The 19,387-nt window shown below is 61.1% G+C and carries 27 protein-coding genes and 1 other RNA gene; 13 read left to right on the top strand and 15 right to left on the bottom strand.

What is annotated here, in order from left to right; genetic code table 11:
• Positions 1–313 (top strand): IS30 family transposase (locus FHT77_RS07465; protein WP_183753814.1); only part of this gene is annotated, 313 nt, incomplete at its 5' end.
• A 36-nt stretch (positions 314–349) separates the two neighbouring features.
• Here FHT77_RS07465 and FHT77_RS07460 read toward each other — a convergent pair.
• Both FHT77_RS07460 and FHT77_RS07455 read right to left on the bottom strand, forming a co-directional pair.
• A complete protein-coding gene (locus FHT77_RS07460) occupies positions 350–727 on the bottom strand; it encodes a nitrilase-related carbon-nitrogen hydrolase (RefSeq protein WP_246719675.1) in 378 nt (125 codons plus the stop codon).
• Positions 728–773: 46 nt separating this feature from the next.
• Positions 774–1,484 carry an LssY C-terminal domain-containing protein gene (locus tag FHT77_RS07455; RefSeq protein WP_183753812.1) on the bottom strand — a complete coding sequence of 237 codons (711 nt, stop codon included), beginning with the start codon at positions 1,482–1,484 and terminating at the stop codon, positions 774–776.
• A 152-nt stretch (positions 1,485–1,636) separates the two neighbouring features.
• On the opposite strand from FHT77_RS07455, the gene recF reads away from it, so the two are divergent.
• From recF to FHT77_RS07440, 3 genes are read left to right on the top strand one after another with little or no spacing between them, the layout of a single operon-like run.
• Entirely contained in the window at positions 1,637–2,761 is a 1,125-nt protein-coding gene (recF, locus tag FHT77_RS07450) for a DNA replication/repair protein RecF (RefSeq protein WP_183753810.1), read from the top strand.
• A complete protein-coding gene (locus tag FHT77_RS07445; RefSeq protein WP_183753808.1) occupies positions 2,758–3,582 on the top strand; it encodes a molybdopterin-synthase adenylyltransferase MoeB in 825 nt (274 codons plus the stop codon). Before recF ends, FHT77_RS07445 begins: the two co-directional genes overlap by 4 nt.
• Positions 3,579–4,052 (top strand): GNAT family N-acetyltransferase, encoded by a 474-nt coding sequence (locus FHT77_RS07440; RefSeq protein ID WP_183753806.1) that lies wholly within the window; start codon positions 3,579–3,581, stop codon positions 4,050–4,052. Before FHT77_RS07445 ends, FHT77_RS07440 begins: the two co-directional genes overlap by 4 nt.
• Here FHT77_RS07440 and FHT77_RS07435 read toward each other — a convergent pair.
• Entirely contained in the window at positions 4,049–5,050 is a 1,002-nt protein-coding gene (locus tag FHT77_RS07435) for a 2-hydroxyacid dehydrogenase (RefSeq protein WP_114710473.1), read from the bottom strand. The genes FHT77_RS07440 and FHT77_RS07435 overlap by 4 nt on opposite strands.
• A 181-nt stretch (positions 5,051–5,231) precedes the next feature.
• On the opposite strand from FHT77_RS07435, the gene FHT77_RS07430 reads away from it, so the two are divergent.
• On the top strand, positions 5,232–5,771 hold the full coding sequence (locus FHT77_RS07430) for an SH3 domain-containing protein (protein ID WP_016552194.1): 540 nt from the start codon (positions 5,232–5,234) through the stop codon (positions 5,769–5,771).
• Here FHT77_RS07430 and FHT77_RS07425 read toward each other — a convergent pair.
• The 4 genes from FHT77_RS07425 to FHT77_RS07410 form a co-directional block, all read right to left on the bottom strand.
• Positions 5,764–6,756, bottom strand: coding sequence for an adenosine kinase (locus FHT77_RS07425; protein WP_183753804.1), 993 nt, complete (start codon positions 6,754–6,756; stop codon positions 5,764–5,766). The genes FHT77_RS07430 and FHT77_RS07425 overlap by 8 nt on opposite strands.
• A gap of 168 nt (positions 6,757–6,924) precedes the next feature.
• Positions 6,925–7,164, bottom strand: a complete 240-nt coding sequence (locus FHT77_RS07420; RefSeq protein ID WP_183753802.1) for a hypothetical protein — start codon at positions 7,162–7,164, stop codon at positions 6,925–6,927.
• A gap of 427 nt (positions 7,165–7,591) precedes the next feature.
• The gene (locus FHT77_RS07415; RefSeq protein ID WP_183753800.1) at positions 7,592–8,131 is read right to left on the bottom strand and encodes a hypothetical protein; all 540 of its coding nucleotides are present in this window, start codon (positions 8,129–8,131) and stop codon (positions 7,592–7,594) included.
• A 50-nt stretch (positions 8,132–8,181) separates the two neighbouring features.
• Positions 8,182–8,391 carry a cold-shock protein gene (locus tag FHT77_RS07410; RefSeq protein ID WP_016552198.1) on the bottom strand — a complete coding sequence of 70 codons (210 nt, stop codon included), beginning with the start codon at positions 8,389–8,391 and terminating at the stop codon, positions 8,182–8,184.
• Between the two features lie 294 nt (positions 8,392–8,685).
• Between FHT77_RS07410 and FHT77_RS07405 the strand changes: the two genes are divergently transcribed.
• Both FHT77_RS07405 and FHT77_RS07400 read left to right on the top strand, forming a co-directional pair.
• The gene (locus FHT77_RS07405) at positions 8,686–8,976 is read left to right on the top strand and encodes a hypothetical protein (protein ID WP_183753798.1); all 291 of its coding nucleotides are present in this window, start codon (positions 8,686–8,688) and stop codon (positions 8,974–8,976) included.
• Positions 8,879–9,826, top strand: coding sequence for an AEC family transporter (locus FHT77_RS07400; protein WP_183753796.1), 948 nt, complete (start codon positions 8,879–8,881; stop codon positions 9,824–9,826). The genes FHT77_RS07405 and FHT77_RS07400 overlap by 98 nt, the downstream gene beginning before the upstream one ends.
• 64 nt (positions 9,827–9,890) lie before the next feature.
• On the opposite strand, the gene FHT77_RS07395 is transcribed toward FHT77_RS07400, so the two are convergent.
• Positions 9,891–10,466: a c-type cytochrome gene (locus FHT77_RS07395; RefSeq protein WP_016552200.1), complete on the bottom strand. Its 576-nt coding sequence runs from the start codon at positions 10,464–10,466 to the stop codon at positions 9,891–9,893.
• 154 nt (positions 10,467–10,620) lie between these two features.
• Here FHT77_RS07395 and FHT77_RS07390 point away from each other — a divergent pair, with 154 nt between their 5' ends.
• On the top strand, positions 10,621–11,376 hold the full coding sequence (locus FHT77_RS07390) for a 3-deoxy-manno-octulosonate cytidylyltransferase (RefSeq protein WP_183753794.1): 756 nt from the start codon (positions 10,621–10,623) through the stop codon (positions 11,374–11,376).
• A 10-nt stretch (positions 11,377–11,386) separates the two neighbouring features.
• Complete coding sequence (locus FHT77_RS07385; protein ID WP_183753792.1) at positions 11,387–12,247, top strand: prephenate dehydratase; 861 nt, start codon at positions 11,387–11,389, stop codon at positions 12,245–12,247.
• A gap of 31 nt (positions 12,248–12,278) precedes the next feature.
• On the opposite strand, the gene FHT77_RS07380 is transcribed toward FHT77_RS07385, so the two are convergent.
• The 5 genes from FHT77_RS07380 to FHT77_RS07360 all read right to left on the bottom strand — a co-directional run bounded on the left by FHT77_RS07380 (position 12,279) and on the right by FHT77_RS07360 (position 15,123).
• A complete protein-coding gene (locus FHT77_RS07380) occupies positions 12,279–12,647 on the bottom strand; it encodes a VOC family protein (RefSeq protein ID WP_183753790.1) in 369 nt (122 codons plus the stop codon).
• A 101-nt stretch (positions 12,648–12,748) separates the two neighbouring features.
• A complete protein-coding gene (locus FHT77_RS07375; protein ID WP_183753788.1) occupies positions 12,749–12,976 on the bottom strand; it encodes a hypothetical protein in 228 nt (75 codons plus the stop codon).
• Positions 12,977–13,045: 69 nt separating this feature from the next.
• Entirely contained in the window at positions 13,046–13,729 is a 684-nt protein-coding gene (locus FHT77_RS07370) for a helix-turn-helix transcriptional regulator (protein ID WP_016552205.1), read from the bottom strand.
• A 24-nt stretch (positions 13,730–13,753) separates the two neighbouring features.
• A complete protein-coding gene (nudC, locus tag FHT77_RS07365; protein ID WP_183753786.1) occupies positions 13,754–14,716 on the bottom strand; it encodes an NAD(+) diphosphatase in 963 nt (320 codons plus the stop codon).
• On the bottom strand, positions 14,713–15,123 hold the full coding sequence (locus FHT77_RS07360; protein ID WP_183753784.1) for an HIT domain-containing protein: 411 nt from the start codon (positions 15,121–15,123) through the stop codon (positions 14,713–14,715). The genes nudC and FHT77_RS07360 overlap by 4 nt, the downstream gene beginning before the upstream one ends.
• Before the next feature lie 88 nt (positions 15,124–15,211).
• Between FHT77_RS07360 and ffs the strand changes: the two genes are divergently transcribed.
• The 4 genes from ffs (at position 15,212) to FHT77_RS07340 (ending at position 18,255) form a co-directional block, all read left to right on the top strand.
• An RNA gene (gene ffs / locus FHT77_RS07355) (signal recognition particle sRNA small type) lies at positions 15,212–15,308 on the top strand.
• A 46-nt stretch (positions 15,309–15,354) separates the two neighbouring features.
• The gene (locus tag FHT77_RS07350) at positions 15,355–17,223 is read left to right on the top strand and encodes a DNA polymerase III subunit gamma/tau (protein WP_183753782.1); all 1,869 of its coding nucleotides are present in this window, start codon (positions 15,355–15,357) and stop codon (positions 17,221–17,223) included.
• A gap of 22 nt (positions 17,224–17,245) precedes the next feature.
• Complete coding sequence (locus tag FHT77_RS07345) at positions 17,246–17,569, top strand: YbaB/EbfC family nucleoid-associated protein (protein WP_007799011.1); 324 nt, start codon at positions 17,246–17,248, stop codon at positions 17,567–17,569.
• A gap of 74 nt (positions 17,570–17,643) precedes the next feature.
• Positions 17,644–18,255 (top strand): LysE family translocator, encoded by a 612-nt coding sequence (locus FHT77_RS07340; protein ID WP_183753781.1) that lies wholly within the window; start codon positions 17,644–17,646, stop codon positions 18,253–18,255.
• 1 nt (position 18,256) lies between these two features.
• On the opposite strand, the gene FHT77_RS07335 is transcribed toward FHT77_RS07340, so the two are convergent.
• Both FHT77_RS07335 and FHT77_RS07330 read right to left on the bottom strand, forming a co-directional pair.
• Positions 18,257–18,784, bottom strand: a complete 528-nt coding sequence (locus FHT77_RS07335; RefSeq protein ID WP_016552210.1) for a DUF992 domain-containing protein — start codon at positions 18,782–18,784, stop codon at positions 18,257–18,259.
• An 84-nt stretch (positions 18,785–18,868) separates the two neighbouring features.
• Entirely contained in the window at positions 18,869–19,351 is a 483-nt protein-coding gene (locus FHT77_RS07330; protein WP_183753779.1) for an Lrp/AsnC family transcriptional regulator, read from the bottom strand.
• Between the last annotated feature and the right edge of the window lie 36 nt (positions 19,352–19,387).

Below are 19,387 nucleotides of genomic sequence, written 5' to 3'. Positions count from 1 at the left end.
TCTAGCCCGTCGCTCGATCACCTTCGACCGTGGCACGGAGTTTACGGATTGGCCGTATCTTCAGGCGAGCATCGGCACCCAAACCTGGTTCTGCGACCCGCAATCGCCGTGGCAGAAAGGCACCGTCGAGAATACCAATGGCCGCGTCCGGAAATGGCTTTCGAGAGAGGTCGATCCATTATCGGTCACAGATGCCGATCTGATCGAGATCTGTAACCGGCTCAACGCAACACCCCGCAAATGCCTTGGCTATCGAACCCCGGCCGAAGTCTTCCGCAAGAAACTGCTCGCGCAGATCAGACATGCCGGCTAGCTTGATGAGCCACAAAAGTCGCGGTTCAGCATGAACTCACAACAGGTACCTCTTGTCGTAGCGGGTGAGAAGCGCTCCTTCTTCGGAGAAGACGTAGAGGCTGTTGTGCGGCGGGCGGCCTTCCGCCAGCCGATGCGCTCCGCCGACAACCGCACAGATGCGAAGGTTGCCGCAGAGATCGGCGATCGCCCTCAGCTCCGCCTCCTGCCTGCTCCAATCGAAGCTCCTCCAGTCGTCGGGATGCATGATCTGGAACTTCGAGTAGCCCGAAAGTGAGCCCTCACAGAAGTTGATGACACGCACGCCGCCGGCGGCCGCGGCTGCTATCATGCTCCGGATTGTGCTGCCGTTCGCCGCAATGTCGGGAGAAACCAGGGTCTGTGCTGCGGCAATCTTCAACGGTGCGCCCCTCATGATTCGGCCCGCATCTTCCGCTGATTTGACGCAGCGTGGAAGCCGGCTATGGCGTGACTCCACGCAGCACGCCGATCAGTGCCTTTCCATCGGTGAAATAGGGATCGCCGCCGCCGTTGCGACCGGCCTTGGTGGCACCGATCCCGGCAATCTCGTAGGTCGACGACACTTGCCCGGCCGTCTGAAGATCTCCAATAACAAGATTCCGCTCGGCATCGACATCAGGAGCGATGTGATGGGTGATCTGGCCGGTGTCGTGGCTGAAACCAACGCCGCGATCAAAGCTCGCCGAGCCGAGCCACACCGGGCGCCCATCTTCACCGCTCTTCTTGGTTTCCCAGAAACGGACGTGGTGGCGCTCGTCGGCGCTCTTGCCCACGGCCTTTTCAAACGCCAAATCCTGTTGGCGTCCCTCGAACAGCAACGGGCTGACCGGAGCGTCGAGGTCGGGCCGATCGAGCACGACACTCAATCCAATTTCGGCCGATGTTCGTAGCGTGATCTTGTCAGCCGGATCCCATCCAGCCGACGCGAATGCCCGGAGCACGTCCTCCTTTGCGCCGACAAGCCCGACATTGATGGGATCGCCGGGAATGTCCTGTTTGGTGGTAGTCACCATTGGGCCAAATTCCGCGACGCGGCTGGCGTCGCGATGAATCCATATTTCAGGCATGAAGAAATAGGCGACGACCAGATACGCAACCAACAGGATCGCCACACCGCCGCCCACTATCCGCGTTTTCGTCAACTGTCTCATCGAAGTCCCCCCGGCCTCGACGTTATCATACGACCCTCTGACGATGACGCCAACGTGCACTCTTCCGTCGCGTTGCATCTGCAGCGGCGTCGAACCCTTGCCATCCGCTCTCGTTGCGCTTAGCTCTCGGACACCACGAATCCGGATATCGAATGCCGCACAAGGTCTCCCTGTCCCGTCTGAAGTTGACCGACTTTCGCAATTACGCGTCTGTCTCGCTGTCGTTCGACGGTCGGCATGTGGTGCTGACTGGAGACAACGGCGCCGGCAAGACCAACCTGATGGAAGCCGTCTCGCTTCTGTCGCCGGGTCGCGGCCTGCGCCGCGCCACTTATGGCGACATCACCCGTGTTGGCGCGACCGCCGGCTTCTCGATCTTCGCGGAGCTCGCTGGCATGGACGGTGAGGTGGAGATCGGCACCGGCGTCGATACCACCGACGACAGCGCCTCCCGTCGGCTGCGGATTAACGGCACGCCGGCAAAATCAGCCGACGAACTAACCGATCACCTCCGCCTTCTATGGCTGACTCCCTCGATGGACGGGCTGTTCACTGGTGGCTCGTCCGAACGCCGTCGTTTCCTTGATCGGCTCGTCCTGTCGCTCGATCCGGCCCACGGCCGCCGTGCCAGCGATTTCGAGCGCGCCATGCGCAGCCGCAACAAGCTGCTCGATGAACGCCGCTTCGATCCCGCCTGGCTCTCCGGCCTCGAGCAGCAGATGGCGAGCCTCGGCATTGCGATGGCGATGGCACGGCAAGAAATGCTGGGCCTTCTTGCACGCCTCATCGACGAAACGCACGAAACCTCGCCCTTTCCCGCCGCGGCGCTGGAGCTTGCCGGCTTCATGGATGGCCAGTTCTCGCGCCCCGCCGTCGATCTTGAGGATGAGTATGCCGCCATGCTCGCGGAGAGCCGCTACCGCGACGCCGCGGCTGGTCGCACGCTCGACGGCCCCCATCGCGCCGATCTGCTTGTCCGCCACCAGCAGAAGCAGATGGAAGCATCGCGGTGTTCCACCGGCGAGCAGAAGGCCCTGCTAGTCGGGCTGATCCTCGCCCATGCCCGGCTGGTCGCCAATCTCACCGGCCACGCGCCGGTCCTGCTGCTTGATGAAATCGCCGCCCATCTCGATGAAGGCAGGCGGGCCGCCCTCTTCGACCTCATTGACGCCCTCGGCGGTCAGGCTTTCATGACGGGAACCGACCGTGCCATGTTCTCGGCCCTTGGCGCGCGCGCGCAATTTTTCACCGTTGCTGACGGAAAGGTTTTCGAATGACCTGTGCCGCTTCCCCCTCAACCGAAGGCCGTGCTAGCATCGCGCCCATGGAGCCCTTAAGCCCGGAAGAAATCGCGCGATATCAGCGTCATATCCTGCTTCCCGAGATCGGCGGTGCAGGCCAGCAGAAACTGAAGGCCGCCCGCGTGCTCGTTATCGGTGCGGGCGGGCTCGGGGCGCCGGTCCTGCAATATCTCGCAGCCGCCGGCGTCGGCACGCTCGGCATTGCCGATGACGATCGGGTTTCGCTTTCCAACCTGCAGCGGCAGGTGATCCATGATTCGGGAACGGTGGGCGAGCTGAAGACAGACAGCGCCGCCTTCGCGATTGCCCGCTTGAACCCGCACGTCAACGTGATCCGTTTTGAGGAACGCTTTTCGCCGGATTCTGCGCGCCGCCATCTATCCGGCTTTGATCTCCTGATCGATGGCTCCGATAATTTCGATACGCGCTATACGGCAGCTGACGCTGCCGAGGCGGCGCAAATCCCGTTGGTGACCGGCGCTGTTGGTCGCTTCGATGGCTCCGTCACGGTTCTGAAGCCTTATGCGGTGGCCGAAGACGGGACGCCGAATCCGACCTATCGCGATCTCTTCCCCGAGAAGCCGCCCGCGGGACTGATCCCGGCCTGCGCCGAGACCGGAATTATCGGCGCGTTGACCGGAGTGATCGGCACGTTGATGGCGATGGAAGCGATCAAGCTCGTAACCGGCACCGGTGAGCCGTTGATCGGCCGGCTATTGCTCTACGATGCGCTTGCCGCCCGCTTCGACACGATCCGCTACAAGCGCCGCCGCTCAAGGCAGAGCCAGGCATCATGAACATCGTCCGCATCGATGAGGATTTTCAGCGTTGGGACGAGCTGCTGGCGCTGATCCTGTCGTCGTTCGCCTATATGAACGATCGCATCGATCCACCGTCCTCCGCCTCGACCCTCACGCGGGCGACGCTTGCCGACAAGGCCAGCGTTGAAATCGCCTATGTGGCGATGGAAGGCGAAACCTTGTCTGGCTGCGTCTTCTTGCGACCGGAAGAGGGCTGTCTTTACATCGGTAAACTGGCGATTGCCCCGGTTTCGCAAGGTCGAGGCATTGGTCGTAGGCTTTTGGCGATCGCGGAGCAGACGGCACGAGACCGCGCACTGTCGTCGCTCCGGCTCGAAACACGAATCGAACTCGTCGAGAATCATGACGTTTTCGCGCGCTGGGGATTCGAGAAGACCGCTGAAAATGCCCATCCCGGCTTCACAAGAACGACGTCGATCGAGATGCGCAAGGCGATCTCGGCTTAGCGGCCCGGCAGCACCCGGTTTGGCGGGCGGTGACCATCGATGAAGGTCCGTATATTGATGATGACCTTGTCGCCCATGTCGATGCGGCCTTCGATCGTTGCCGAACTCATGTGCGGCAGAAGCACGACCTTGCCTTCGTTGGCCAACTTGACGAGCTTCGGATTGACCGCAGGTTCGTTCTCGAAAACGTCGAGACCCGCACCGGCAAGCTTTCCTTCCCGCAAACTCTTGATCAGCGCCGCCTCGTCGATCACGTCGCCGCGGGCGGTGTTGACCAGGTAGGCGGTCGGTTGCAGCAAAGCCAGGCGGCGGGCCGACAGCAGGTGAAACGTTGCCGGAGTCGAGGGGCAGTTGATCGAAACGATGTCGACGCGGGCAAGCATCTGGTCGAGGCTCTCCCAGTACGTCGCCTCCAGCTCGTCTTCGGTCGCGGGGTTCACGCGCTTGCGGTTGTGATAGTGAATCGAAAGGCCGAAAGCCTTGGCGCGGCGGGCAACGGCGGTGCCAATTCGCCCCATCCCGACGATTCCGATGCGCTTGCCGTGAATACGTCGCCCAAGCATCCAGGTCGGCGACCATCCGGCCCATTCGCCCGGCTGATCGGTCAGCACGCGCGCACCTTCGCCAAGCCGGCGCGGCACCGCGAGAATGAGCGCCATCGTCATGTCTGCCGTGTCTTCAGTCAACACGTTCGGCGTGTTGGTCACGGTGATGCCCTTGCGGGCCGCCGCCTCGACGTCGATGTGGTCCGTGCCGTTCGAGAAGCTGGCGATCAACTTCAACTGCGGTCCGGCTTCCTCGATCACCGTGGCGTCGATTCGGTCAGTCACGGTTGGAACCAGCACGTCGGCGCTCTGGACTGCGGCGATCAGCTCGGCTTTGGAGCGCGGCGCATCGTCGATATTGAGTTCCGCGTCGAAGAGTTCGCGCATGCGCGTTTCGACCGCATCGGGCAGCTTCCGCGTGATGTAGACCTTCGGTTTTTTCTTCGTCGTCATGTGCGCCGGCGCTAACTTGTAAAGAGGTCCTTAACCAAGACGCGGGATAATTTTCCCGTTCCGGGCAATTTCTACCAGACCCGCACGCGAAGACAAACAAAACTCGCTGAGCGTGCGCAGGAATGTCGAATTCCCGGAATCAGGCAGCAGTCCTGCCCTCCTCTGAGCAAACGGAAATCCCATGCATAGCAAAGTCCTGAAATCTTGCCTCGCCCTTGCGATCGGTTTCGTGCTTTCGGCGGGAACGGCTGAAATGGCCTCCGCACAGGCGGCAAAGGGACCGAGCGGCCTGCCGCTGCCGCGCTTCGTTACGCTCAAGTCCAAGCGCGTCAATTTGCGAATCGGCCCCGGGACGGATTATGCAGCTTCCTGGATGTACCTGAAGGCCGGCCTGCCGGTCGAGATCATTCAGGAATACGACAACTGGCGCCAGATCCGCGATGCCGACGGCACCGAAGGCTGGGTCAACCAATCGTTGCTGTCGGGCTCACGGGCGGCGATTGCCGCTCCATGGATGAAGGGCAAGGGCAAGTCTGTCTATGTCAACATGCGCCGCGACGCCCTGTCGTCGGCAACCGTCGTCGCCAAGCTCGAACCCGGCGTCATGATGAACATCGGCGAATGCAATGGCGACTGGTGCTTTGCCAAGATCGACGGCGCCGAAGGCTGGGTGGCGCAGTCGGAGATCTGGGGTGCTTATCCCGGCGAAGCCTTTAAATGAGGCTCGCTTGCCTGCCCGCTTCGGCCAGCGACTTCATCGGCCGCGGACCGATCTGCTGGATCACGATGCCGGCGGCGAGGCAGCCGAGCTTGCCGCAATCTTCCAGCGTCCGGCCCTGCGTGTAGCCGTAGAGGAAGCCGGATGCGAAGAGATCGCCAGCGCCCGTCGTATCGACCAGTTCCCTGATCTTGATCGCATCGACATAGAAGCGTTCGTCGCCCTTGAGGATGACGGCGCCGTCCTCGCTCATCGTCACGGCCGCGATCTTGCAGTCCTTGGCGATGCTGTTCAGTGCTTCTTCAAAGTCCTCGGTCTCATAGAGCGCGAGGGCTTCCTGGCGATTGGCGAAGACGATGTCGACGGTGCCGGAGCGCATCAGGTCGAGGAATTCGCCACGGTAGCGGTCGACGCAGAAGCTGTCGGAAAGCGTCATCGACATCTCGCGGCCGTTCTCGTGGGCGATGCGGGCGCATTCGCGGATCGCCTCCTTGGCGCGCGGCGGATCCCAGAGGTAACCCTCGAAGTAGGTCACCTTGGACTGGGCAACCACTTCGGCTTCGACGTCCTCAGGCCCAAGTTCGACGCAGGCGCCAAGGTAGGTGTTCATCGAACGCTCGCCGTCGTCAGTCACAAAGATCATCGAGCGTGCGGTCGGCGGGAACGTACCCTTCGGCTGCGTCTGGTAGTGAACGCCCTGCGCGCGAATGTCGTGGGCGAAGATCTCGCCAAGTTGGTCTTCTGCGACCTTGCCGAAATAGGCGGCCTTGCCGCCAAAGCTTGCGACTCCCGCCGCCGTGTTGCCGGCGCTGCCGCCGGAGGCTTCCACCGCTGGTCCCATGCGCGCATAGAGAAGCTCGGCGCGCTCGGCATCGATCAGGTTCATCGCTGCCTTGGTGATCTTGTTGTCAATGAGGAACTGGTCGTCGCAACGCGCGATGATATCGACGATGGCATTGCCGACAGTCAGAACATCGAATTTGGTCATGAAAGGGTAAGGTCCCGGTGTTTGGTGATAGCCGGTGATCGGTCTTAGCGAATTTTAGCCGCATGGGAAGCGGAAATGCCGTGAGAACCTATCGATGCCTTCGTAAAAGTTCGCCGTTGGGGATCAAACACCACGAGCCGGTCGCCGTGAAGCCCCACAGGTCGCGGTTCAAACAACGGCCGCATAGATCAGGTCGGGTGCGACCAGCCACTCATTCCTCCGCAGCGCGGATACATCGAGCCGACCACGCGGGTCGCGGCGGGCGAGGCCCACGAAGCGATAGCGGCTGCCTCGCGTGTCGATGATGCGTGCAGGAATGGGGCGGCCGTCGATGTGGCCGATAACCGGTCCGTCGGATTGCGAACCATTGAGGAAGAAATATTCGTGAGGGAGGTGTCTGCTCACCATCCTATTGCCTTTCGTCGTTCGGTGCGGCGCTCGCAGCAGACCCGCTACGGAGATGCCTTTCGTGTTCGGAACTGGCCTTCTCCAAAGGAACATTGCTTTTTGATGGCACTCTTGAAGAACGACGGCGTGTTCTCTTGATCTCCACGACGAATGGCTTCTTTTGGGGACGCATGCGGATTCCTGATAATGGATGAGGTGGCCAGCTGAACGAGTGGTCCGAAGTCGACCACCATGCGTTGCCCAGCGGCGATACAAAGAGCGGTCGAGCAAGAGCCAGTTATGTTGAAGTCACTCGGGTAGCCGTCTGCTCACGGCGCTTCATCACTAAGATGGGGGAAGTGGCCGTATGCTTTCCATTCGGCCGCGAGGCTTCCTGTATTAGAATCTCATAGTGAAGTGGAGGATCACCGTCGCGGGTAAGTCGATCTCAGTGTTCGATCTGCTGCTCTGCGACCGTACTGGCGATGATTTGATCGGAGCCTTTTGCATAGAGCGGAAGCGTCAGGGTGATTGCTTCGCTGCGTCCGTTGATGGTGGCTGTATATCGCTTGTAGATGCGGTCCTGCCCTTGTTCCTCGCCTGCCGAAACGGCGTTTGCCTTCTCGACCAAGGCGCTCTCGAAGACAGTTGCGTCGACGTCGCCCAATGCCACCGTGCAGCCTTCGACAATCTTGCCGCCAACGTCCGCCCGGGAGACCACCAGCGCACGAAAGCTCTCGCTCTCGCCGCCGCTGACAATCCATCCCTGGAGCGCTTCCGGGTTTTCCATCGGCGTGAAGGTGAGCGCCAGGTCCTGTGCCATCGAAGGCCATGCATCGACTTTCGCGCGCTCGGACGTACGCTCGAAGTCGGGACCTGAGGAAACGCAACTGTCGTAGAAGAACGCGAGCTTGGCGGTGGCGTCGTCGGCGAGAGACGGTCCGGTGGCGAGAAGCATGAAGAGGCAGACAGCAAAGCTACGCTTCATTTTGTCTCCGAGCATCAAGTCGGTGCGGCCTTTCAGCCGCACCGATCATTTCAAACCTGTCGGACGTTGTCGGCAGACGTTCTGCCGGTTCGACGGTCCTGTGCGACTTCGAACGCGACGCCCATGCCTTCCTTCACATTGTCGATTCCGCCCCGTTGAGCGGCCGTGACATGCAAAAAGATATCGGTGCCTCCGTCATCCGGCGTGATGAACCCAAAGCCCTTGTCCTGGTTGAACCACTTGACTTTACCTGTTGGCAAAATTTACCCCCATGTTGGTCTCCCCAGCCAAAATGGGACATCGCACGATTTTACCGGAGGGCACAAGTCCCGTTTTGACCGGATGGAGCAATGGCGCTGGCAGTACGAACGCCGATCGGCGGTCTAGACCCTCGCGCCGGGGCGTTGACACAGTACAATCTGTCGTCGCGGTTTGCCTCGATGCTTCGCAAAAATGCCACCCTGACGTCATCCCTCTGTCATTTGCCGCCTCTATAAATCGCCTTAACGAGATTGGCATGAGCATCCGAAAGGCTGCAGCCATTCGAGAAGGGAATGATGCCCTTCGACGTTACCGGAGCGACGCTGACCACGGATGGACTGGCAGCATGGCACACCGGCTATCCGGCAGGACCGGATGCGGAAAAGCGGGCAGAGCCCGCTTTTTTTGCTTTTGTGCTCCGCGCGTTTGTCATCGCGGTCATTTTGCTGCTAGGCATGCTTATCCCTCGCAAGGCAGCCGTACTCAATGTCAGCCATCATCTTCGACGTCCTTCCCATCTTCATCATGATCCTGATTGGCTGGCTGACGGTGAAGCTACGGCTGATGAAGGCGGAGATCGGTGATGCGCTGAGCGAGTTCGTCTTCAAGATCGCCGTTCCGCTACTGTTGTTCCGGACGATCGCCAAGGCCGATTTTCATGGTGCTTCGCCATTCCGTCTCTGGATCGCCTACTTTTCCGGCGTTGCTGTGACTTGGATCGCGGCGCATATCGCCGCGACGCGCTTCTTCGGTCGCGATGACCGCATCGGCGTGCTTGCCGGCGTGTCGTCAGCCTTTGCCAACACCATCTTCATCGGCTTGCCGCTCGTCCAGCGCACGGTCGGTGACAAGGGGCTCGTGCCACTCTCCATTCTGATCGCGGTCCATCTGCCTGTGATGATGATAATCGGGACCATCATGATGGAGCGCGCCGAGCACAAGATCGCCGGCAAGAAGGAGCGCAGCATCGCCAAGGTCGTGCGCCAGATCGCCCAAAATCTCGTTAAGAACCCGCTGGTGATCGGCTTGGCCGGCGGCGCTGCCATGCATCTTTTAGGGCTCACCATGCCCGGGCCGGTGGGCGCCATCGTCGATCAGATTGCCGGTGTGGCCGGGCCGGTTGCGCTGATCTCACTCGGCATGGCGCTCGAGAAGTACGGAATTTCGGGCAACGCCGGCATCGCCAGCGTCACCTCCGTCTTCAAGCTCCTGCTGTTGCCCGCCTGCGTCTGGGCGGCGAGCCATCTGGTCGGGCTTGCCAGCGATTGGACGGCTGCCCTTGTGCTGATTTCGTCCGTTCCAACAGGCGTCAACGCCTGGCTGATCGCCAATCGCTTCGGTGTCGGCCACAGCCTCGCAGCGTCGACGATCACGCTGACGACGGCGCTTGGGGCCATCTCCGTTTCGTTCTGGGCCTTTCTGCTCGGCGGCTAATGCAAAAAAGAAAAAGCCCGGCGTCAGGCCGGGCTTAGATTTTCTTATGGAATCGAGCAGCGTCTTACTGCGTCGCGCTATCCGGCGCGTTCGGATCGGGAAGCGCAACCGGCGAATCGGCCAGCGTGTGCAGGTAAAGAATGACGTTGGCGCGATCCGTATCCTTCGGGAGACCGGCAAAGCCCATCGCCGTACCGGCAACGTACTTCTTCGGCGCTGCCAGGAAATGGTTCAGATGGTCGAAGGTCCACTTCTCGCTGCCACCCTTGGAGAAATCCTTCATCGCCGACGAGTAGGCAAACGCCTCGTGCGTGCCGATCGGACGATCGACGAGACCATAGAGGTTCGGACCGACTTTGTTCGGCCCCCCCTTGGTCGCGTCATGACAGGCCTGACACTTCTTGAACACGGCTTCGCCAGCCTTGGCGTCCGCCTTTGCAAGCAGCTGTGCGATCGGAACGGCTGCAGCCGGTGCGGCCTCGCCGCCACCGGAGGCGGGTGCCTCATCAGCGACGATCGCGAAACCTTCCTTCTCCGGCGCTTCCGAATGAAAGATCCCCTCCGACGCGATGGAGACGGACATCAGAACGAAAACCGTCCCGAGCAGCGCCCCCACAGCCGTATTCACGTATGAATTCATCTGCAATGCTCCCCTTGCAGCCGGCAGACATAAAACCGGACCATCTTGAAATCGCGCGGAACCTATGTCTTTTGGCTATCCGTTGCAACAGTCTAAATGGGCTGCTGCGTGAGACTTTTTGACACCTTTCCGCCCGGATTAGAAGGCCCGAACAATGACCAGTCCAAATTTAGATGACGTGCTTGTGCTGATCCCGGCGCGCATGGCATCCACCCGTCTTCCGGGCAAGCCGCTTGCCGATATTTGCGGACTGCCGATGATTGTCCAAGTGGCATTGCGGGCGAAGGAAGCCGAGATTGGCCGTGTCGTCGTCGCTGTCGATGACCAGCAGGTCTATGACGTCGTTGCCGAGGCGGGCTTCGAAGTCGTCATGACCAGCAAGGATCATCAATCCGGTTCGGACCGCATTTACGAAGCGCTGGGGAAGGTTGACCCGGAGGCCCGCGCCAAGGTCATTGTCAATGTGCAGGGCGACCTGCCGACGATCGAGCCGGAAACCGTCCGCGCCGCGTTGCGCCCGCTGGAGGACCCCAACGTCGATATCGCGACGCTGACGATCGCGATCGACAACGAGGCAGACAAGACGGCGCCCCATGTTGTCAAGGTGGTCGGCGCGCCACTGTCCGCAAGCCGACTGAAAGCGCTTTATTTCACGCGGGCCACGGCGCCTTATGGCGAAGGGCCGCTCTATCATCACATCGGCCTCTATGCTTATCGCCGGTCCGCCTTGGAGCGTTTCGTGACGCTTGGGCCATCGGTCCTGGAAAAGCGCGAGTCGCTGGAGCAGCTGCGCGCGCTGGAAGCCGGCATGCGCATCGACGTTGAGCTCGTTGACACGGTTCCGCTCGGTGTTGATACTCCTGCCGACCTTGAAAAGGCGCGGCGCATTCTCTCCGCAAGAACGAAGTGACGGATTTTCCATGAACATCAAAACCAACAGGATCGCCTTCCAGGGCGAGTTCGGTGCGAACTCCGATATGGCGTGCCGCGACATGTTTCCGACCATGGAGCCGTTGCCGTGCCAGACGTTCGAGGATGCCTTTGTGGCCGTCGAGAACGGCGATGCCGATATCGGAATGATCCCGATCGAAAACACGATCGCCGGTCGCGTCGCCGATATTCATCACCTGCTGCCGGAGTCCCGCCTGCACATCATCGGCGAGTATTTCATGCCGATCCGCTTTCAGCTGATGGTGCTTCCCGGCGTCACCAAGGATGAGATCCGCACGGTTCACAGCCATATCCACGCGCTCGGGCAGTGCCGCAAGATCGTCCGCTCACATGGCTGGAAGCCGGTGATCGCCGGCGATACCGCAGGTGCTGCAAAACTCGTCCAGGAGACCGGAGATCGGTCGATGGCCGCACTTGCCCCGCGCCTTGCTGCGGAGCTCTATGGCCTCGACATCGTGGCCGAGAACGTCGAGGACACTGAGGACAACGTCACCCGCTTTGTTGTCCTTGCTCGCGACGAAGAATGGGCGCATCGCAGCTCGGCCGAGGAAAAGCTCGTCACGACGTTCGTCTTCAACGTCCGAAACATCCCCGCCGCGCTCTACAAGGCGCTCGGCGGCTTTGCGACGAATACCATCAACATGACCAAGCTTGAGAGCTATCAGCTCGGCGGCAAGTTTGTCGCCACGCAGTTCTACGCCGACATCGAAGGTCACCCGAACGATCCGAATGTCCGGCGCGCGCTGGAGGAACTGCGGTTCTTCTCCGAGAAGGTGCGCATCCTCGGGGTCTACAAGGGTCACCCGATGCGGGGCCAGCTGGAGAAATAGAAAAGGGCGCCTCGGGCGCCCTTCTTGCGGGTCACTTGTCTGGTTCACATACGCGCAAGCGATGGCCGTCGGGGTCGAGCACGACGAAGGTCGGTCCGAAATCCATGTCCGTCAGATCCTGTGCAATCGGCAGCTGGCGCTTGCTCCAGTCCTCATAGAGCGTCGAGACGCCGTTCTCCCCGGGCACCATGAAGGCGATTTCGGCCCGGCTGCCGGTCGCTGACGGCTGCGGCGTTACCTTGCTGAGCCGCCAGAGGCCGAGTGTGAAGCCGCCGTCGAGTGCGAAGGCAACGAAGTTCGGGGCTTCGGCCACCGGCTCGCGGCCGAGCAACGACCGGTAGAAACCGGCGCTCGTGGATGGGTCCTTGACGTATAAGATGATGAGGTTCGGGCTGTTCATCGGGTTGTCCTCGTTGTGGCAGGGTGGCAGGCGAAGAAACGCCGCTGCACTCATTGGCAGCGGCGGCGGTCGGTCAGTGCGTCTTGGGAGTTGCTTTGCGTCTAACCTTCTTGGCAGGGGCAGCCCCAGTCCACCAAGCCGAGATCACGTTTCATCGGCTCGGGCATGGTCTCCAGATCGAGGCGCGAATACCTCCTCAGCACCATCTGGCGCGAAGCGTTCAACATCATGCGCAGAAGTGTGGATTGCGGATATCCTGCATCGCAAGGGGTCTCGTCGACCGGATGGTTGCCACGCGTCGATCGGGTAAGGTTCAAGCTCGTCATCATCGGTCCTCCTGTTGGATTGGTACCGATAATAGCGCTGACCACTGTCAGTTTATGGCAGTAGCGTCGCTCTCAATGAGCAATATCCTGCTGGTCCCGCCACTCCTTGAGAAGCACGGCGCGCCGGCGCGGATAACGTCCGTCCTGCGGGATCATTTCGACGATCCGGTCGGTGCGGAAATGACGATAATCTTTACGCAATTCACACCAGGCGACGACGACGCGAACCTGCTCGAAGTAACTCAACGCGAAGGGCCAGATATTGCGGACGGAGACGGTTCCACCCTCATCCGAATAGGTCAGCTTGAGAATCCGCTCCGTACGAATCGCCTTGCGAATGGCGCCGAGGTCCGCCTTGTCGGCAACGGGCGGCTTTAGGTGGACGAGTAGCGTCGACGTCTCGATCTCGTCGCGCATGTCCTGCGGCAGCACGTCGGCGATCTTGGCGAGCGCGTCGGCGCCGGCGGCGGCAAGCCGCGGATCGGCCGCCCGCGCGACCCAACGCGAGCCGAGAACGAGCGCCTCGATTTCGTCCTGCGAAAACATCATCGGTGGCAGCATAAAGCCCGGTTTCAGTACGTAACCCAGTCCGGGCTCGCCTTCGATCAAGGCCCCTTGCGCCTGCAGGCTCGAAATGTCGCGGTAAAGCGTGCGGATGCTGACGCCGGTCTCGGTCGCCAGCACGGAACCGCTGACCGGCCGGCGATAGCGCCGCAGGGTCTGCAGCAGAGTCAGAAGGCGTTCGGAGCGTGCCATCTCAGGGGCCTCGTTCTACGGGCCTTATTGCTTTTTCCATTCCACCCAGTCGCGCATCAGCCGATGGGCGATGGCTCCCTTGGGCGGCGGCGCCTTGCCGGTAAGTCCGGGCCGCTCGAGCATCTCGAGCGTTTCCTCGCGTGTGAACCAGCGGCAGTCTTCCAGTTCCTGGCTGTCGAATTTGACAGTCTTGGACTTGGATTCCGCATAGCAGCCGATCATCAGCGAATGCGGCATCGGCCATGGCTGCGAGGCGTGGTAGCGGATCCGCCCCGTCTGGATTCCGGATTCCTCGAGCGTCTCGCGCCGCACGGCGTTCTCGATCGTCTCGCCAGGCTCGACGAAGCCGGCAAGGCACGAATACATGCCGGGCGCAAAATGCGGGCTGCGCCCAAGAAGGCAGAGATCGCGCTCCTCGTCGATGGTGAGCATGATGACAACGGGATCGGTGCGGGGGAAGATCGTGTGCTCGCAGGCGGCGCAGACACGCTTGTAGCCGCCGATATGGATGTTCATCGTCGATCCGCAGCGGCCGCAGAACTTGTTGTCGCCGTTCCAGCGGATCAGGCTGGCGCCCTGGGCAAATTCGCCCAGCAGAACCTCGTCGAGCAGCATCTCGCGAAACAGCGACCGTCCGTCTGCGGGTTTGTACTGGCTGGCAAGCTCGTCCTCGGACACGCCGACCGGAACCGCCAGTCGCGGCTCGCCGGTCTTGCGGTAGCCGAGCAGCACGGTCTCGTCCCAGTTTGGCTGCAGGTCTTTCAGTTCGTAGCGCGCAAACAGCGGGTCGAGCACTTGCCCGTCATGTTTCAGAACCAGCTTGTCGCCGGCGAAAGCGAAGATATGGGTTCCTTCCTTGGCCAATGCCTTGTCGACCGACGTCTCGTCGCGATGTTCGGAATCGCGGATCAGGTCATTGGCGGCGAAGGCAGTCAGGCTGCTGGGTTCCGGATGCGGAACATCCGAATCGAAAAGCGAACGGCTCATGATGAAAGGGCTTCCCGCAACTTCTCTATAAGGTCATTTCTCTTTTCCGCAGCGTAAGGCTCTGCCTTGCCGAAACCCCAAACCGGATTTGGCCAATTGGCATCGCCTTCGAAGCGGGCAATGACATGAACATGAAGCTGACGGACGATGTTGCCAAGGGCCCCGATATTGATTTTTGTGGCGCCGGTCGTCTTCTTCAGTGCAGCGGCGACCATCTCGGTCTCGAATGTCAGCATCACCTGATCGAGAGGTGTCAGCTCGAAGACTTCGCTGATATCCGTCCTGCGCGGTATGAGGATCAGCCACGGCCAACGGGCGTCCTTCGACAACCGCAGATCACACAGCCCCGTCTGCATGACACTGTCGCTATCGCTTTCCAACCGACGGTCGAGCTTGAATTCGTCCAACAGGCATTCCTCCATGTTTTCCTGAGGCTAGCAGTTTTTTTTGAGCTTGGCTTGCTTTTGATGGCGATATTGCCGATATGTGCATCCGGGAGGTTGGTGGTGGACGAGCCACTCGCCAACCGGGTCAGGTCCGGAAGGAAGCAGCCCTAACGAGCCCGGCACGGGTCATCGTGCCAGCCTCCCACCTTTCTCTCCATTCTTGCTCGGGCAGTCCGGGTGATAAGCAGGGCGATGAGCGACACCGAGCGACAGTCAAAAGATGCCGCCTCGACGGGCACCGGATACCGGGTGCTGGCACGCAAATACCGCCCCAAGGATTTCACAGATCTGATGGTCGGCCAGGAGCCGATGGTCCAGACCCTGACCAACGCCTTCGAGACCGGTCGTATCGCGCAGGCCTATATGCTGACCGGCGTTCGCGGTGTCGGCAAGACGACGACCGCCCGCATCCTCGCCCGTGCGCTGAACTACAAGACGGCAGAGATCGACAAGCCGACGATCGATCTGCGGATCCCCGGTGAGCATTGCCAGGCGATCATGGAAGGCCGGCATGTCGACGTCATCGAGATGGACGCCGCCTCCCACACGGGTATCGACGATATCAGAGAGATCATCGAGCAGGTACGCTACCGCCCGGTCTCGGCGCGCTACAAGGTCTACATCATCGACGAAGTGCACATGCTCTCGACGCAGGCCTTCAACGGCCTGTTGAAGACGCTTGAGGAACCGCCGGAGCATGTGAAGTTCATCTTCGCGACGACCGAAATCCGCAAGGTCCCGATCACGGTCCTGTCGCGCTGCCAGCGTTTCGACCTGCGCCGCATCAGCGCGTCTGATCTTGTCGGCCTTTTCACCACGATCGCATCGAAGGAAGGCATCGAGGCCGAACCCGATGCGCTGGCGATGATTGCGCGTGCCGCCGAAGGCTCCGCACGCGATGGTCTTTCGCTGCTTGACCAGGCGATCGCCCATGGCGGCGGCGCGGTTCTGGCTGAAATGGTGCGCGGCATGCTCGGCCTTGCCGACCGCGCCCGCATCGTTGATCTCTTTCATCACATCGTCAAAGGCGATGTCGCAGCAGCGCTCGGCGAATTCGAAAGCCAATACGAAGCGGGTGCCAATCCCGTTGCCGTGCTGACTGATCTTGCCGATTTCACCCATCTGGTTACCCGTCTGAAATACGTGCCGGATGCCGCGAACGACCCTTCGCTCAGCGAAGTCGAACGCACGAAGGCCGCGGAATTTGCTCGGGGCGTGGCGGTAACGACGCTGTCGCGCATCTGGCAGATGCTGCTGAAGGGCATTCCGGAGGCCGAGGGCTCCTCGCGTCCGGCCGGCGCCGCTGAGATGGTGTTGATCCGGCTGGCGCATGCCGCGCATCTGCCGGCACCCGAAGACGCCGCCCGTCGCCTGGCGGAGTTTTCCGAGACGAACGGTGGCGGTCGCCCGTCTGCGTCATCTGGCAACGGCGGTGGCGGCGCAACGGTGAACTACCAGGGCAATCTGGCGGCTCGATCGACCGAGTCGATCCCGCGTCCACACCCCGCCGGTCCGACCGCGATGCTGCGCGCCGTCCCCAATCCCGATCCGCACAACGTGCCGGTCGGCCGCGTCGAGACGAAGCCGACCGAGGCGCCGAAGCCGCTGGTGTCGGTCAATTCCATTGGCGATATCGCCAATCTGGCCGGCGACAAGCGCGATGTGAAGATCAAGGCGCTGGTGCGCAACTTCGTGCGCCCTGTGCGCATCGAGCCCGGTCGCCTCGACGTCAACCTGACGGAAGGTGCCCCCGGCACGCTGCTGAACGAACTGGCGGTCAAGCTCAAGGACTGGACCGGCATCCATTGGATCGTCAGCCTTAGTCGCGAGGAAGGCCAGCCGACCATGGTCGAGGCCGAAGCGAATGCCAAGGCGCAGCAGGTGAGCGACGCCCGGCAGGATCCGGATGTGGCGGCGATCCTCGCACAGTTTCCGGGCGCCAAGATCATCGACGTTCGCGTACGGGCGCCGGAACCGGATGAGGAAGAAGAGGTCAAGGCGCCTGCCGCTGCCGAATCCGACGAAGGCGACATCCTGCCTGGCGACGACATAATTTTCTAAAGTATCGAGAAGGAGCGAGACGATGCGCGACATCATGGGCATGATGGGCAAAGTCAAGGAAATGCAGGCCAAGATGGAGAAGATGCAGGCGGAAATCGCCGAACTCCACGCGGAAGGCAAGTCGGGTGGCGGCCTCGTCACCGTGATCCTCAACGGCAAGGGCGAGATGCAGAGCCTGAAGATCGACCCGTCCCTCTTCAAGGAAGATGACGTCGAAATCCTCGAGGACCTGATCGTTGCCGCGCACAAGGATGCCAAGGACAAGGCGGAAGCCGCTGCTGCCGAAAAGACCAAGGCGTTGACCGCCGGCCTGCCGATTCCTCCAGGCTTCAAGATGCCGTTCTGATTAGTAGGTAGACTAAGGGTGCGGTGTCGGCTGCGCTGGCATCGCCTTCCGTCACGCAACAGGGAGGATTGCCGATGACGTTGACCAGTCTTTTTGTCTTTGCCTGCGCGTTGTTTGTCGCGGCTGGCTCCCCGGGTCCAAGCGTTGCTGCGCTCGTCGCCCGCGTGATTTCCAAGGGTGCGCGCGACGTTCTGCCGTTCCTTGCGGCCATGTGGCTCGGCGAAGCAATCTGGCTGACCTGCGCCGTCGCCGGCTTGGCGGCGATTGCCGAAACCTTCCACTATGCTTTCATTGCCATCAAGTGGCTGGGTGTCTGCTATCTGTTGTATCTCGCCTGGAAGATGTGGTTCGCATCGCCTGATAGTGACGGCGAGGCGCTGCCTGATGCGCAGTCGCCGTTGAAGCTTTTCCTTGCCGGCATGACGGTCACGCTCGGCAATCCCAAGATCATGATGTTCTACATGGCGCTGCTGCCCTCGATCATCGACATTCAGTCGGTGACCATGGTCGGCTGGGCCGAACTGGTTGTGACCATGCTTCTGGTGTTGATCGTGATCGATATCAGTTGGGCGCTGCTCGCCGCCAAGGCGAGAAGCTTCCTGAAGAGCCGGCGTGCTGTGCGCATGGCCAACCGCGCGAGTGCCGGCACGATGGCCGGCGCCGCGGTGGCAATCGCGATCCGTTAGGCTACCTCTGCGAGATGTGACGCTTGGGCGGCAAAGGCGGTGGTGCCGGCGGCACCCAAGTCAGGACCATACTCGCAACGCCTGCTGCGATATTGAGGCCGGACGTGCCCTCAGCCGATACCGGTTGCAAAGCAATCGAGCCTTCGAAGCCGCCGATCAGGACGTTAGCCCCGACGCCAAGGCCGACCGTAGCATTGGCTGCGACGCCCGCGTAACTGCCCTGCAGCGCTCCGTCGAGCCGATTGGTCGGCGCATAGACGAGCCAGATCATGCCGCCGCCAGCGAGCGTCCCGATATCGACGCCGAATTTGGTGATCGTGCCGGTGTATCGTTCGCTTGGCCGATCAGGGGAAGACGGTGTAAAAATGCAGTTGAGCGTCCGTTTGGAGCCGATGATGACACCGAATCCCGGAGATATGTCACAGCCCAACGAGCCGACCTTGACGCGGGCTGCTGCCGGCGTTGCTGATAGGAAGGTAGTGGCTGTTGCGGCGATGACGGCCGCCGCGATAAGTCTTGCGATGGACATGCGAGCCTCCTTCGATTTACACCCCGTGCGTGAAAATCTAGGAGTGTTCTTCGCCTCAGCAAGTGGCGGCGATCGAAATCCGCCTCATGAGTGATTGCGCGCCAGTTTCATCAGTTCGCGACCGATCGGCTTTGGGGGCTCGCTACGCAACACGAGGGATGTTGTTACCGCACCATAGCGAGCGATGCTGTCGACGATGATTTCAAGCTCGGACGGCGAGGGAACTAGCACCTTCAGGACGAAGCAGTCCTCCCCGGTCAACCTCAGAACCTCGATGATCTCAGGCATTTCAGAGAATTGCTTGAGGCAGGCGCGGATATGTTCGTGAATGGTGCGCAGCCGGATGACGGCCATCATGCCCAGGCCGAGTGCCGCGGTATTGATGCGGGCACCGTAGCCCTCGATGATGCCTCGCTCCTCCAGGCGCTTTAGCCGCTCGGACGCGGCCGGCTGCGACAGGCCGACCTTTCGCCCCAGTTCAGAAACGGTGATACGCCCGTCGGCCTGCATGATCTCGACAATCAGCATGTCGGTAGGGTCAAGTTGCCGGCTTACGAAATCAGCCATTTTTGTATCGCCTTTAATTCATCGGCTTGAGGACGG

It is taken from the genome of Rhizobium sp. BK181 (assembly GCF_014193305.1).
Taxonomy (GTDB): domain Bacteria; phylum Pseudomonadota; class Alphaproteobacteria; order Rhizobiales; family Rhizobiaceae; genus Rhizobium.
The sequence above is the reverse complement of the archived record's forward strand: the minus strand, read 5'-3'. Positions and strand labels throughout refer to the sequence as shown.

Coding starts and splice junctions, on each gene's coding strand:
- FHT77_RS07460 (WP_246719675.1), bottom strand. CDS start 727: ATGAGGGGCGCACCGTTGAAGATTGCCGCAGCACAGACCCTGGTTTCT.
- FHT77_RS07455 (WP_183753812.1), bottom strand. CDS start 1,484: ATGAGACAGTTGACGAAAACGCGGATAGTGGGCGGCGGTGTGGCGATC.
- recF (WP_183753810.1), top strand. CDS start 1,637: ATGCCGCACAAGGTCTCCCTGTCCCGTCTGAAGTTGACCGACTTTCGC.
- FHT77_RS07445 (WP_183753808.1), top strand. CDS start 2,758: ATGACCTGTGCCGCTTCCCCCTCAACCGAAGGCCGTGCTAGCATCGCG.
- FHT77_RS07440 (WP_183753806.1), top strand. CDS start 3,579: ATGAACATCGTCCGCATCGATGAGGATTTTCAGCGTTGGGACGAGCTG.
- FHT77_RS07435 (WP_114710473.1), bottom strand. CDS start 5,050: ATGACGACGAAGAAAAAACCGAAGGTCTACATCACGCGGAAGCTGCCC.
- FHT77_RS07430 (WP_016552194.1), top strand. CDS start 5,232: ATGCATAGCAAAGTCCTGAAATCTTGCCTCGCCCTTGCGATCGGTTTC.
- FHT77_RS07425 (WP_183753804.1), bottom strand. CDS start 6,756: ATGACCAAATTCGATGTTCTGACTGTCGGCAATGCCATCGTCGATATC.
- FHT77_RS07420 (WP_183753802.1), bottom strand. CDS start 7,164: ATGGTGAGCAGACACCTCCCTCACGAATATTTCTTCCTCAATGGTTCG.
- FHT77_RS07415 (WP_183753800.1), bottom strand. CDS start 8,131: ATGAAGCGTAGCTTTGCTGTCTGCCTCTTCATGCTTCTCGCCACCGGA.
- FHT77_RS07405 (WP_183753798.1), top strand. CDS start 8,686: ATGATGCCCTTCGACGTTACCGGAGCGACGCTGACCACGGATGGACTG.
- FHT77_RS07400 (WP_183753796.1), top strand. CDS start 8,879: ATGTCAGCCATCATCTTCGACGTCCTTCCCATCTTCATCATGATCCTG.
- FHT77_RS07395 (WP_016552200.1), bottom strand. CDS start 10,466: ATGAATTCATACGTGAATACGGCTGTGGGGGCGCTGCTCGGGACGGTT.
- FHT77_RS07390 (WP_183753794.1), top strand. CDS start 10,621: ATGACCAGTCCAAATTTAGATGACGTGCTTGTGCTGATCCCGGCGCGC.
- FHT77_RS07385 (WP_183753792.1), top strand. CDS start 11,387: ATGAACATCAAAACCAACAGGATCGCCTTCCAGGGCGAGTTCGGTGCG.
- FHT77_RS07380 (WP_183753790.1), bottom strand. CDS start 12,647: ATGAACAGCCCGAACCTCATCATCTTATACGTCAAGGACCCATCCACG.
- FHT77_RS07375 (WP_183753788.1), bottom strand. CDS start 12,976: ATGATGACGAGCTTGAACCTTACCCGATCGACGCGTGGCAACCATCCG.
- FHT77_RS07370 (WP_016552205.1), bottom strand. CDS start 13,729: ATGGCACGCTCCGAACGCCTTCTGACTCTGCTGCAGACCCTGCGGCGC.
- nudC (WP_183753786.1), bottom strand. CDS start 14,716: ATGAGCCGTTCGCTTTTCGATTCGGATGTTCCGCATCCGGAACCCAGC.
- FHT77_RS07350 (WP_183753782.1), top strand. CDS start 15,355: ATGAGCGACACCGAGCGACAGTCAAAAGATGCCGCCTCGACGGGCACC.
- FHT77_RS07345 (WP_007799011.1), top strand. CDS start 17,246: ATGCGCGACATCATGGGCATGATGGGCAAAGTCAAGGAAATGCAGGCC.
- FHT77_RS07340 (WP_183753781.1), top strand. CDS start 17,644: ATGACGTTGACCAGTCTTTTTGTCTTTGCCTGCGCGTTGTTTGTCGCG.
- FHT77_RS07335 (WP_016552210.1), bottom strand. CDS start 18,784: ATGTCCATCGCAAGACTTATCGCGGCGGCCGTCATCGCCGCAACAGCC.
- FHT77_RS07330 (WP_183753779.1), bottom strand. CDS start 19,351: ATGGCTGATTTCGTAAGCCGGCAACTTGACCCTACCGACATGCTGATT.